Genomic DNA, 11216 nt, shown 5'->3' with positions numbered 1-11216 from the left:
TGTCCGCGGTCCGACACAACCTTTTGGACCACACAGGCCCGAGCCGCGGACGCGCTACGAAATGCCTCACAATATAGCGGAAACATCCGACATTTCAATATTTTGTGCGATATTTTTGAAGTGATGGCCGACACCCTTCGCGCGGCGGCGCAGGCAAGCCATCCCCTCAAAAGTCGCCGCTAACCACCCTTCGGCTTCTTGCCGCCGCCCTTTTCCTGCAGCGCTTTCAGCGCGGCAAAGGGATGATCTTCCGGATCAGGCGCTTCAACCATCCGTTCAAAGACGGCGTCCGGCTTGCGCGGATAGGGGTCGATGCCGAGAAACAGCGCGTCGGTGGCGAGCCGGCCGATGTCGATGAAGCCGCCCTCGATCGGCTCCGGCGGGTCCGGCGTCTCCTCGTCGCTGTCCTCGGCCTCGTCGACCAGGTCGGCCATTTGCGGAATCTGCTCCGGCGGCGCGAAGATCACGTCGATCTCTTCGTCGATGGCGTTCTCGATCGGATCGAGCGTCACCACGCAGGTCTGCCCGACCCGCCCCTGCACCCGGCCGGTGACGTGGTAGCTGCCGTCGCGCCTCGGCATGATGTCGAACGCCGCATGCGCGGAGACCACCTCGCGCAGCTCGGCGACCTCGGCCATCGCCTTGCGCGCCGCCTCGTCGGCCTCGATCTCGCGATGCAGCCCGGTCTCGGGGATCTGGGCGACATTGACCAGCACCCGCCAGGGATCGCGGTCGCGCGGTGCACCCTGCCGCCCGCTGCCGCCGCTCATGCCGCCGTCCCCGCAGTCAGTGGCGCGGGGAAGCGCCACGTGCCGGCGCCGAGCGCCGCGAGGTCGGCGCGCGCCAGCGCCGCCATCGCCGCCCGGGCATAGGCAGCCAATTCGCGCGCCTTCTCGATGTCCTGGCCATTGAGGATGTTCTTGCAGAACGATTGGGCCAAGGCCTCCTCGCTGTCGGTCAGCGCCAGGTCATAGGCCGCCGTCCGGCCGTAAAATGCCTCGCCGAAGGCCTGCATGCGCTTGGGCACCGTGAGGTCGCCGACGCCCATTTCCCGGAGATTGTCGTCCATGTCGGTGCAGAAATGATCGAACAGCGCCTGCGACAGGTCCGGCCCGGCTTCCGCCGATTTGAGCCGCCGCAGCACCAGCCAGAGGTGCATCAGAAGCAGGTCAAAACGGCCGTTAACCGTGTCCGGGACGCCCAAGTCACGGTAAAACAACGGTTCTCGCGCCTGCGTCACGATCATGCCATAGATGGTCTCAATGGTGCTGCGCGCGGGCTGCCGGGGTTTCCTGAAGTGATTGAACGGCCAAAGCATGATGGGTTCCGGCTGCGGGCCCCAAAGGTCGCCTGTTGAGGGGGCGGTCCGTTGGGCCTCGGCAATATTGCAATCCATTGAGCTGCCCGGTACGTCAACGCCTCGCCCGATGCAAGGGGACGGATCAGTTCCGCCGATGAGCCAGACCACTCCAAGACATTTTCGCGCCGCGTCCGCGCGCAGCCTGTTCTCGCGCTTCCGCGCGGTGGCCGCCGCGGGCCTCGTCTGCGCCGCCCTTGCCGGCTGCAGCGGCGAGCAATTCCAGAAGGGCTATATCCTGCCGCAGGGCGCGCTGGAGCAGATTCCGATCGGCGCCAGCCAGGACCAGGTGCTGATCGTGCTCGGCACGCCGTCGACCGTCGCCACGCTCGACGGCGAGGTGTTTTATTACATCTCGCAACGGACCTCCCGCCCGGTCGCCTTCATGAACCAGCAGGTGGTCGACCAGCGCGTGATCGCGGTCTATTTCGACAAAAATCGCCAGGTCCGGCGGCTCGCCAATTACGGCCTGAAGGACGGCAAGATCTTCGACTTCGTCAGCCGCACCACGCCGACGTCGGGTCAGGAGATGTCGTACCTGACGCCGCTGTTCAAGCTGCTCAGCTTCAACTAGGGCATCACCCGGAAAAGTGCCGGGCGCCCGACCGCGCGCGGAGGGTTCGCCTTGCTTTACCTGCACACGACCCTACGGTGCGCCCGGTCACGACGAGGATCATGTCGACGATGGACGCGTCAATGAACTGCCCGAAATGCAATTCCGAGCATGCCTATCAGGACGGCGCTCTCTGGGTTTGCCCGGAATGCGCCCATGAGTGGAGCGCCCAGGCGGCCGCGGCCGGCGAGGTCGCGCAGGAGGCGGGCGTGCGCGATGCGCACGGCAACCCGCTGGCGGACGGCGACAGCGTCATCGTGATCAAGGACCTCAAGGTCAAGGGCTCGTCATCGGTCGTCAAAGGCGGCACCAAGGTCAGGAACATTCGCCTCACCGAGGGGAGCGACGGACACAACATCGCCTGCAAGATTGACGGCATCGGCGCGATGAACCTGAAGTCGGAGTTCGTGAAGAAGGCGTAGCGTTGCCGCTTTCCGGCACCGGAGCTTCAAAGCGCGGTCCGCAGCACTAGCCAATTCGCACCCGGCTGGTGTCGATCTGCCGGCCGGTAAGGTCGGCGACGTGGCTGACAATCAGATTCCACTCGGTGCAGGCGGCGGTGTACCAGGCCTGACTGACGATGAGGTCGGCCGCCGACGTCGCGGCCTGCAGCTTGGCGATCACGCCGTCGAGCTCGCCGTCGAAAGCGGTCCAGCTGGTCCGCAGCGAATCAAGCGCGTTCTCGATCATCGCCATATCGCTCAGCACGAGGCCGGTGCTCATGGTGAGCGCGCCCAGCGTTGCGACGATCCTTTGATCGTCGCCGAGCGTCGACTGATCGCCAGCAATTTTCTGCTGATAGCCTGATATCTCCGATTGCATGCTGTTGATCTGGCCCTCGGCGTCGGCGATCGAGGCCACGCCGATACCGGCCAGGATCAGCGACGCGCCGCCGGTCACCGGCGCGAACAGGATACCGAAGATGGTTTCGATGATGCCGCTCGTGCGCGCGGCTTTCGCCTTTGCGATCGCGTCGCGGTCGGTCTGGATTTGCGCGTTGAGCAGCTTGATCTGGTTGTTGATCGCGTCGATCTCGCCCTGAATCTTCTCCTCCTGGGCCTGCACCTGCCCGACTGTGGTGCGCATCGCCTGGTCGGCCTCTAGCATCGCCTGCTCGAACGTCTGGAGCTTGCCGAGATAGGCCGCGATCTGTCCGATCATAGCCTGGACCGGCGGCTCGAGCGCCTGCATCGCGGTAATCAGTTCGGCCTTGCCGCCGGCCGAAAAATGTTGCTCGAGCGCGGCAAACAGAGCGCCGATGTTTGGCGCTGCCGCGACGAACGCCTGCCCGGCGGCGGCAATCGTATCGAGGATGTCGGTCTGGAAATACAGCACGCCGCTGCGGCGCCAACCGACCACCAGGTTCTCGGCGGCGCCGAGCTCCTGGTCGAGCTGATCGTACCAGGGGGAAGCGACCTCCGCGATCTCGGCTTCGATCACCGCCTGGCAGGACGAGTTGAGCAGCACGATCGCGCCCATGCTCGCGTCGATCTGCGCATTCGTCGCCGCACCGCTGAAAGGCATATCGACTCCCTCTGTTACGCGGCCCTGCCGGGGCTTCCGAACGGAGCAGTCGCGAGCTTCTGCGCGAACTGCGTGGCGACGCCCCATTCGGCCTGCGCCGCCGCGCTGAAAGTGTCGGCCGCGAACGTGCCCAGCGTGACCTTGCCGGCCCGAAGCTCCGCCACTGCATCGCGCATCGCGTCCCCAAGCTCGCGCCAGGCGACGATGAGCTCACGCAGCAGCTTGAGCGCATCGTCGGTCGATCCCAGCACCTGTGCGGCAGCCGCGAGCGCAGGCGCCGCCGCGGCTTTTGCGTCAGGCGATTCGTCCGCCGCGGCGCGCAGCGCAGCATCGCGGGCCTGCATGGTCTCGCTCCATGCCGTGATCGTTGCGAGCCTCGTTTCGAGGCGGGCCACGGTTGCGTGCAATGACTGATCCAGCGAACCGGAGAGTTCGAGCCCGGTTTGAACGAAGGGATCGCCTGCGCCCCGCGCATCCGGATGATCAGCCGCAATCGAGCCGACCTGTGCAGAGATCGCTGAAAACGCCGTGCCGTGGTTGACGACCAGCACCAGAATTTCGCCGGTAACATTAGGCCCAATATCGTCGATCCAGCTCTGCGCCCGCGCCTTGGCGGAATCGAGCGCGCTGTCGAGGTCGTCGAACCAGCCGGGTTTTGGCGACGGTGGGAACAGCGGCGCGTTGAGCAAACCATGGCAGTCGTCAGTAATCGCAGCGAGTGCCTCGAAGGTTGCCTTGCTGGTTGAAATCAGCCGGCCCAAGCCGCCCATATCAGGTTCGTCCGATGGCTTGCCGTTCGACATGATGAGCTCCTCTCAAACGGAGCGGGCACCGCCGACAACCGGCGGCGCCCGCGAGATGATCAAGCGGCCTTGCCGTCCATCGCCAATTGCTTGGCCGGATATGAAACCGGGGCGTTGGCCAGCCCCTGCGCAAACGACGTCGCATCGGCCCATTCCGAGGCCGCAGCGGTGGTGAAAGCACCCGCCACGATGGTGCTGAGCGCGGCTTCAGCCGATTCGAGCTTTGCCAGCACGCCCTGCAGTTCGCCCTGGAACACGGTCCAGCTGGTGCGGAAGTCGGACAACGCGTTGCTGGCGTCGGTGATGTACGTGATCGCCTGGCTCGAGGCGGAGCCCAGCCCCTGCAGGGCGACCATCTGGCGCTTGTCGTCGTCGAGCTCGTTCTGGTCCTTGGCGATCTCGTCGAACTGCTTGTTGATCTTGCTCTGCATGACGCCCCACGTCACGGCGCCGCCGACGACCAGCAAGCCGCCGGTGCCGGCGACAAGGAGGCTGGCGCCGCCGGTTTCAGGCGCGAGCGCGATACCCACCACCAGCAGAAGCAAGCCAATGGCGATGCCGCCGGCGGACGCGGCGATCGCGATGTTCTCGTTATGAATGGTGTCGTTGAGCACCTTGATCGCTTCGTTCATCTTGCTGATGTCGGCGCTCAGATCCGCTTCCGCCTTCTGGATGCTGACCGCGCCCGAAGTCAGGGCGTCGTGCGACGCCTGCATCAGGTCGCCCCAGTTCTTCATCAGCGTCTGCGTGGTGTTGGCATTGGTGACGATGACCTGCACCGACTGCTCCAGCGCGCCGACCAGCTCATGGACCTGCTTGACGTAGGGGTTGTCGGCGCCTTGAGCGTCAGGGTGTGCGTTAACGATCGACTGGATCGTGCCGGTGATGGCCGAATAGGTCGTGCCGTAGTTGATGACCTGCACCGGAACGCCGCCGGTGACGCTGGGTCCGATATTGTCGATCCAGTCCTGCGCGTGCGTCTTGGCGACGTCGAGCTTGCTGTTGAGGTCGTCGAACCAACTCGGCTTGGGCGACGGCGCCACGAACACCGTATTCACGATGCCGTGACATGCCTGGGTGATCAATGACAACATCACGAAGGCCGATTGGGTTTGGGTCTCGAGCGTGGTGGTCGCCGCCATTTTCGGCGCTGCCTTTGCTTTCAGTTTTGCTACTGCCATCATGATCTCTCTCCTGCGCGGTGCTAGGTTGCGATCGGGTTCTGTGGGTCCAGCGTCACCGGCGGCCCGACGGTGGTCTTGGTCGCCGGTATTGCGATTGCGAACTTTCTGATCGCCTGCCAGTTCGCGTTCGCGATCGGGATGGTGAAGATGTCGAAATAGGTCGCCGGATCGGCGCCGGCCTGCAGCGCCTGGATCGCCTGCTGCACCTTGTCGCGCTCGGTGCTCCACATCGTTGCGATCTGCGGCATCACGTCGACGATGCGTCCGAACGACAATTCGAGATTGTAGAGCAGCCGCAGCACGAGCTTGGTGCCGGCGGCTGCCTGCGCCTCCTGGCTCGCGTCGATCTGGAGCTTGGCGATCTGCTGCAAGGTTTCGCCGACCGCGGCGGTCTTGGTGATGATGTCGTAATAGAACTTGCCGACGGTGAAGGCGGCGGCGGCCATGCCGAGGAACGAGAAAGATTCGCCGACCCCGGTGGCGACGTTGTAGAGCGTCTTCACCGTGGTCGTGACCACGCTCTGGCCGGTGCTGAGGTCGCCCGCGGTGATGGAATCCTGCAGCGAGCCGACCAGATCCTCCAGCCGCGTGAGCTGCGTGGCGATCTTGACCATCTGCTGCTCTTCGTTGTGCAGCTCGGCCCATCCCGCATTGATGCTGCCCTCCAGCAACGGCTGGATGTTCTTGAAGGCCTGATAGTGGCTTTGCAGCCCAGTCGCCGCGACGTTCGTGGCGTCGATCGACTTGTTGAGCTGGCTGAGCAGAACCTCCTTCAGCAACTTGATCCACTGCTCGCTCGTGGTGGCCTTGGCATCGGCCACGCCGGCGAAGGCGCTGCCATAGTCGGAGAACTGCGTCAGGACCGATCCCCAGATCGAGGGCTTGTCCTCGATCCATTGCGCACCGGCCTGCCCCAGCATGCCGACCTGATTGCGCACCGGCGCCAGCCATTCGGGGTCCTTTGCCAGCACGCCGATGGTCGTGCCGCCCGCGCTGATCGAATAGCTGTCGAGCCGCAGTACTTCGTTGAACGCCTGGGCCAGCAGGCTGTTGGCGACGTTGATCGATGGGCTCAGCATGGTCAGGATATCTTCAGGAATGGATCGAAGGTCATGGGTTTGCCGTCCATGGTCAGCACGCAGGAATATTGCTGGTTGCCCTTGAAGCCCTGGGCTTCGACCCGACCGGACCAATAGGTGCCGTCGGGCGTGGATACCGCCTGCGGAACGCAAATCTTGTCGTTGATCATCTGGCCGGTGAACTGGGTGATGTTCACGTCGCTGGATGGCGACACCCCGACCACGCTCCAGTTGAGGACCTGACCGTCCTTGACCGCGGTGTAGAGCTCCGCCTGCCCTTCGCTGCCCGAACCCGCATGTTTGTTGGTGTCGATCATATAGACGTTGTCCTGAAGGTTGCCGGAGGCGAGCGCGCCTTCGACATCCGCCACGATCAACACATCGACTTGACTCAATGCGGCTGCTGCATCTCTTTTATCTGCACTCACGCTGCTGCTCCCTGCGTTAGACGACCTTGATGAATGAGTTGAGTGTCATTGGCCTTCCACCGATCGACAGGGCGATCGTGTAGGAGAAGGACGCGAATTGACCGTGGGATTCGATCCGGCCGGACCACACATCCGGGTTGCCCACTTGCGGAGCCGGCTTGCAGACCGATGTGGAGATCATTTGACCGGAGAAGCCGGTGATCGACACCTGGCCCGTGGCGCTGACGGGAGTGACGCTCCAGTTCGCGACCTGGCCGTCCTGCACCACCGTGTTGAGCGTCGGCGTTCCCTCGTTCCACGAGCCGAGATAGCCGTTGTTGTCGACCAGAAAGGAATTATCGACGGCCGATCCGCTGGAGAGCGCGCCCTCGGTATCAACAACGATCAGTGCGTCGACTGTTCCCATCGCTGTCCGATCCAAAAATGCAAGGTGTCGCAAGCGGCTGCGCCGATCGCGCGGCGCGGCAGCACTTAAAGGCTTTATTTTGATAAAATGCTTCTGTAGGTTGTTACAGCCTGAGGTAGTATGCACGCACGGACGCGGAACGCAAGAACGATTCTTGTTCAACACGAAAAGTTGGTCATCGGCTTCGCATGCACACTCGACCTGGAAACGAAAAGAAACACGGCGATAGCAAAAACAAGAGTCGCGCAGCTCCTTCGCACGATTGTCATGCGTCGACCGAGCGATCGCTCTAATCAATTTATAGTTGCTTGCAATATCTTCACACGCTGATTGCGATGCACGTGCTACGCTCGCCATGAGCCCGATCATGCCAATCGGCTCTTCAACGGCTCTCGTCAGCCTTCATTCAGCAGGAGTTACGTCATGGGATTCTATGGACCGGAACCTTTCGACACCGCAAAAGCCGTTTACGTCTGGACCGGCCTCGGCGCGCCGGGCTTCTTCTCCGTCACCGTCGAAGGACAGGCCCCGAACTACACCTCCGGCATCCAGCTCGTTCGCGACGAGCAGTGGGTCGGCGGTCTGGCCATCAAGGTGATGGGATGGACCGGCCCGCTCGGCCAGGGCACCAAGCCGTACAAGGTCTCGGGCTCATTCCCGGGCTCCTTCCTCAAGGAGATCGTGATCATCGGCAGCAACAAGAACGCGGTCGTCAAGGTCACGGAGATTCCGTTCACCACTGACGAGGAATTTGCCAAGAACGCGGACGCGCTGGTGTGAGCGGCGCCGCGCGACGTCGCGGCCTGAAATGACCGAGACTGCCGGCGACCCGCGACGTTGTCGTGGGGCGCCCGCAGCCTGACGCGCATCGCATCCGGGCCGAGCACTGCATTGGGCCGGAACCTGGCTCGATGATGCGCCAAGTTGTCGCTTGCCCTGACCGCAGGCGGTCCCCTACGGTCGCCCCCAAAACCAAGACCTGAGAAGGGGGTAAACACGTGACCAGCAAGAGATTTTCCCGCCGTACGGTATTGTCAGGCGCAGCCGCATTGTCGGCGGCAGCGATCGTCCCGCGCGCGAGCCTTGGAGCCGGCGATTGGCGGCCGGCCGAGACGGTGCGGATCATCGTGCCGGCCGCCGCCGGCGGCTCGACCGACGTGATGGGGCGGCTGCTTGCGGCGCATCTGCAACCGATTTGGGGCCAGTCTGTCATCGTCGAGAACCGCTCCGGTGCCGGCGGCACCATCGGCACCTCGGAGGTCGCGCGCGCCAAGGGCGACGGCCACACCATCCTGATCGGCAATCCCGGGCCGAACGCGATCGCCTTCAGCATCTTCAAGAACCTGACCTACAAGGCCGACCAGCTGCAGCCGGTCACCAACATGATCCGGATCCCGAACATCGTCTCGGCGCATCCGTCGACCGGCATCAAGTCGATCCCCGAACTGATCGCCTATCTGAAGAAGAATCCCGACAAGCTAACTTACGGCTCGTCCGGCACCGGGCAGAGCCCTCACCTCACCGGCGCCTGGTTCTTGCAGCTCACCGGGCTGAAGATGACGCATGTGCCGTTCCGCGGCGCCGGTCCCGCGCTGCAGGCCGGGCTCGCGGGCGACATCCAGATCCTGTTCGACAATCTCTACCCGTCGCTGCCACAGGTACAGGACGGCAAGCTCAACGGCCTCTGCGTCACCACACCCGAACGCAGCGACTCCGCGCCCAATCTGCCGACCATGCGCGAGGGCGCGCCCGAGCTTGCCAAGTTCGACGTATCGAGCTGGTTCGGCGTGTTTTTGCCGAAGACCGCGCCGGCGGCGGTGCTCGACGAGTTGAACCGCCAGGTCAAGGCGATGCTGGACCGCGACGACGTCAAGAAGAACATCGCCAGCATGGGCGCGCGCGCCGACTACGGCTCGCCGCAGCAGTTCGCCGATTTCGTCGACGCCGAGACCAAGAAGTTCGCCGCCATCATCGAGAAGGAAGGCCTGCAGATGGAGGTGAAGTGACGCGCAGCGTCGTTTGCGGCGCCGTCGATCGGCAGGAGACGATCCAATGAAGAGCAAAAACCCGCGGCTCGCGCCGCGGGTTTGTCAGAGATTGCAAGCCATCAAGGCTGCTAACCCGTCGTGACGTTGTCGATCGGGCTTATATCGCCGACGAAGCGCAACAGATCGCTCATCAGGAAGGTGCCCGGCGTCTTCGCCGGCAAGGTCGGCTTCCAGTTGGGATCGCTGAGATAGGACTGGCTGTCGCCGGCAACCAGGCCGACGAAGACCTCGGCCACGATCCGCGCGCCGAGCGGGCCAAGCCGTTGGCCGCCCTTCTTCACCGCCGCTTCCTTCAGGATGTAATACCAAAGCGGTGTCTTCTTGTCGAAGCCGTGCGCCGCAGCCACCACGCCATCGCTCCCCGTCGCGATCTCGGCCGGCGTCAGCGCCGCAATTCCCATCGCCTGCGCGACATCCTGACCCGACGGCAGACCGAGATTGACGCCGCGCTGCAGATTGCGGAACGGCAGGCTGCCGCCGCCGCCCGGCAGATCGTGCAGTTGCGGGATCAGGAACGGATCGATCTTGCGCGAATGGTTGAACAGGAAGTTCGGCGTCGGCGCGATCGGCGGATCGAATTCGTAGAACCGGCTCCAGTCGATGATCCAGTCGGTCGGCAGCGTGGCGACGTTGGGCGGGACGCCGGGCGAAGCCGGCAGCGTCGCGGCATCCTGGCCGAGAATGATTCCGGAGAGGCCTGAGAAAGCGAACTCCAGCTTCAATGTTGCGGGCGTCAGGCCGCCGGGCGTGAACACGCGGTTGTGGCTGTAGGCTTCGCGCACCATGCTGTGGCCGAGCCGGTAGGCCGCCGCCGAGAACTCGACCGGCATGTAGGGCACTTTCTGGAAGCGGTAGAACTTGCGCCCCTCGTGCAGGATCTTCGCCACGATCCCTTGCTCGGTGATGCGCTCGACGAAGTCGTGCAGCACCATCCACTGATAGTGCCAGGTGACCTGCTTGCGCGCCTCGCTGAACAGCTTGTCCGGCGCCGGCGGATTGGCGCCGCCGGCCAGCCGGTCGACCACCTTGTTGTGGAATTTGAGGAATGCGAGGTGGGTCTGCGCCACCAGCAGGTTTTCGTCGTTGCGATGATCGCCGATCAGCGCGCGGCCCTGCGAGTTGCGCGTCAGGTCGTTGGGAAGATCGCCCGCGGCGCGCGGCGTCGCCGCGGTCTTGCCGAGCAACAGCTTCGGACTCGGCTGCGAGACGTTGTTGGGATTGCGCGCGTAGAGCTGCGGACTGCCGTCTGGTCCGAGGCCGTAGACGCTGTCGAGATCGAGCCGCGGCGTGCGGAAATTCGTCGTCGCATGCGGATCTTCCTGCTTCTCGGCCAGCGAGGTCAGGTCGAGCGTGATGTCGTGATCGACGAACTGGCCGAGATAGGTGAAGCCGGACGGGACGTTGGGATTGTCGTCGGCCGGGTTGTTGGGCTGGGCGTCGCGCATCGCGTCGGCCAGCGCGTGCAACGATGCTTCCGACGGCGCAAACGCCGGAAGATCGAACATCCGGCCGAACAGGCCCGGATCGGCGTTGTCCTTGAACGGCTTCAGTGCGGCCTTGGTCGGTTGACGCCCTGCTCTGCCATGCTTTGGGTTGATATTCGCAATCTGTGTCATGCACACCTCCGTGGGGGCAAAAAATAATGATCGCGCTGATCACCCGCGGAGTTACGTTCTATTTATCCCACAATCTGTAATTGACCCCACATTCGGCTGCGACATAACGCGACAGGCCACGACAAATCGCGGCCCAAAGAAAAAGCCCCGCGGCCACG

General features: G+C 63.7%; 13 protein-coding genes. 4 read left to right on the top strand and 9 right to left on the bottom strand.

Annotated elements, in window-relative coordinates; all coding sequences use genetic code 11:
- Window positions 1-179: 179 nt before the first annotated feature.
- Both CI41S_RS29095 and CI41S_RS29090 read right to left on the bottom strand, forming a co-directional pair.
- Window positions 180-770: a YceD family protein gene (locus tag CI41S_RS29095; protein WP_139862681.1), complete on the bottom strand. Its 591-nt coding sequence runs from the start codon at window positions 768-770 to the stop codon at window positions 180-182.
- Complete coding sequence (locus CI41S_RS29090; RefSeq protein WP_139862680.1) at window positions 767-1318, bottom strand: ubiquinol-cytochrome C chaperone family protein; 552 nt, start codon at window positions 1316-1318, stop codon at window positions 767-769. Before CI41S_RS29090 ends, CI41S_RS29095 begins: the two co-directional genes overlap by 4 nt.
- Before the next feature lie 136 nt (window positions 1319-1454).
- On the opposite strand from CI41S_RS29090, the gene CI41S_RS29085 reads away from it, so the two are divergent.
- Together CI41S_RS29085 and CI41S_RS29080 are read left to right on the top strand one after the other, a co-directional pair.
- Window positions 1455-1931: an outer membrane protein assembly factor BamE gene (locus CI41S_RS29085; protein WP_172626892.1), complete on the top strand. Its 477-nt coding sequence runs from the start codon at window positions 1455-1457 to the stop codon at window positions 1929-1931.
- 110 nt (window positions 1932-2041) lie between these two features.
- Window positions 2042-2392: a zinc ribbon domain-containing protein YjdM gene (locus tag CI41S_RS29080; RefSeq protein WP_139483393.1), complete on the top strand. Its 351-nt coding sequence runs from the start codon at window positions 2042-2044 to the stop codon at window positions 2390-2392.
- Between the two features lie 46 nt (window positions 2393-2438).
- On the opposite strand, the gene makE is transcribed toward CI41S_RS29080, so the two are convergent.
- From makE to makC (CI41S_RS29055), 6 genes are read right to left on the bottom strand one after another with little or no spacing between them, the layout of a single operon-like run.
- Window positions 2439-3494 (bottom strand): alpha-pore-forming cytotoxin subunit MakE, encoded by a 1056-nt coding sequence (gene makE, locus CI41S_RS29075; RefSeq protein ID WP_139862679.1) that lies wholly within the window; start codon window positions 3492-3494, stop codon window positions 2439-2441.
- Between the two features lie 14 nt (window positions 3495-3508).
- Window positions 3509-4297, bottom strand: coding sequence for a hypothetical protein (locus CI41S_RS29070; protein WP_139862678.1), 789 nt, complete (start codon window positions 4295-4297; stop codon window positions 3509-3511).
- Between the two features lie 59 nt (window positions 4298-4356).
- Window positions 4357-5481: an alpha-pore-forming cytotoxin MakA gene (gene makA / locus CI41S_RS43745; protein ID WP_172628232.1), complete on the bottom strand. Its 1125-nt coding sequence runs from the start codon at window positions 5479-5481 to the stop codon at window positions 4357-4359.
- Window positions 5482-5501: 20 nt separating this feature from the next.
- Window positions 5502-6560, bottom strand: coding sequence for an alpha-pore-forming cytotoxin subunit MakB (makB, locus tag CI41S_RS43740; RefSeq protein WP_172628231.1), 1059 nt, complete (start codon window positions 6558-6560; stop codon window positions 5502-5504).
- A gap of 2 nt (window positions 6561-6562) precedes the next feature.
- Entirely contained in the window at window positions 6563-6955 is a 393-nt protein-coding gene (gene makC, locus CI41S_RS29060) for an alpha-pore-forming tripartite toxin MakABE regulator (RefSeq protein ID WP_139862676.1), read from the bottom strand.
- A 49-nt stretch (window positions 6956-7004) separates the two neighbouring features.
- Window positions 7005-7763, bottom strand: coding sequence for an alpha-pore-forming tripartite toxin MakABE regulator (gene makC / locus CI41S_RS29055; protein ID WP_139862675.1), 759 nt, complete (start codon window positions 7761-7763; stop codon window positions 7005-7007).
- A 54-nt stretch (window positions 7764-7817) separates the two neighbouring features.
- Here makC (CI41S_RS29055) and CI41S_RS29050 point away from each other — a divergent pair, with 54 nt between their 5' ends.
- Window positions 7818-8174, top strand: a complete 357-nt coding sequence (locus CI41S_RS29050) for a hypothetical protein (protein WP_139483165.1) — start codon at window positions 7818-7820, stop codon at window positions 8172-8174.
- A gap of 218 nt (window positions 8175-8392) precedes the next feature.
- On the top strand, window positions 8393-9400 hold the full coding sequence (locus CI41S_RS29045) for a Bug family tripartite tricarboxylate transporter substrate binding protein (RefSeq protein ID WP_139862674.1): 1008 nt from the start codon (window positions 8393-8395) through the stop codon (window positions 9398-9400).
- 110 nt (window positions 9401-9510) lie between these two features.
- Here the strand turns inward: CI41S_RS29045 and CI41S_RS29040 are convergent, their stop codons facing one another.
- Window positions 9511-11058, bottom strand: a complete 1548-nt coding sequence (locus CI41S_RS29040) for a peroxidase family protein (RefSeq protein WP_139862673.1) — start codon at window positions 11056-11058, stop codon at window positions 9511-9513.
- Between the last annotated feature and the right edge of the window lie 158 nt (window positions 11059-11216).

The organism is Bradyrhizobium ivorense (genome assembly GCF_900696085.1).
GTDB classification, from domain to species: domain Bacteria; phylum Pseudomonadota; class Alphaproteobacteria; order Rhizobiales; family Xanthobacteraceae; genus Bradyrhizobium; species Bradyrhizobium ivorense.
Note: the sequence above shows the minus strand (reverse complement) of the source record. Positions and strands in the feature narration are given on the sequence as shown.

Coding starts and splice junctions, on each gene's coding strand:
- CI41S_RS29095 (WP_139862681.1), bottom strand. CDS start 770: ATGAGCGGCGGCAGCGGGCGGCAGGGTGCACCGCGCGACCGCGATCCC.
- CI41S_RS29090 (WP_139862680.1), bottom strand. CDS start 1,318: ATGCTTTGGCCGTTCAATCACTTCAGGAAACCCCGGCAGCCCGCGCGC.
- CI41S_RS29085 (WP_172626892.1), top strand. CDS start 1,455: ATGAGCCAGACCACTCCAAGACATTTTCGCGCCGCGTCCGCGCGCAGC.
- CI41S_RS29080 (WP_139483393.1), top strand. CDS start 2,042: ATGGACGCGTCAATGAACTGCCCGAAATGCAATTCCGAGCATGCCTAT.
- makE (WP_139862679.1), bottom strand. CDS start 3,494: ATGCCTTTCAGCGGTGCGGCGACGAATGCGCAGATCGACGCGAGCATG.
- CI41S_RS29070 (WP_139862678.1), bottom strand. CDS start 4,297: ATGTCGAACGGCAAGCCATCGGACGAACCTGATATGGGCGGCTTGGGC.
- makA (WP_172628232.1), bottom strand. CDS start 5,481: ATGATGGCAGTAGCAAAACTGAAAGCAAAGGCAGCGCCGAAAATGGCG.
- makB (WP_172628231.1), bottom strand. CDS start 6,560: ATGCTGAGCCCATCGATCAACGTCGCCAACAGCCTGCTGGCCCAGGCG.
- makC (WP_139862675.1), bottom strand. CDS start 7,763: ATGATCGGGCTCATGGCGAGCGTAGCACGTGCATCGCAATCAGCGTGT.
- CI41S_RS29050 (WP_139483165.1), top strand. CDS start 7,818: ATGGGATTCTATGGACCGGAACCTTTCGACACCGCAAAAGCCGTTTAC.
- CI41S_RS29040 (WP_139862673.1), bottom strand. CDS start 11,058: ATGACACAGATTGCGAATATCAACCCAAAGCATGGCAGAGCAGGGCGT.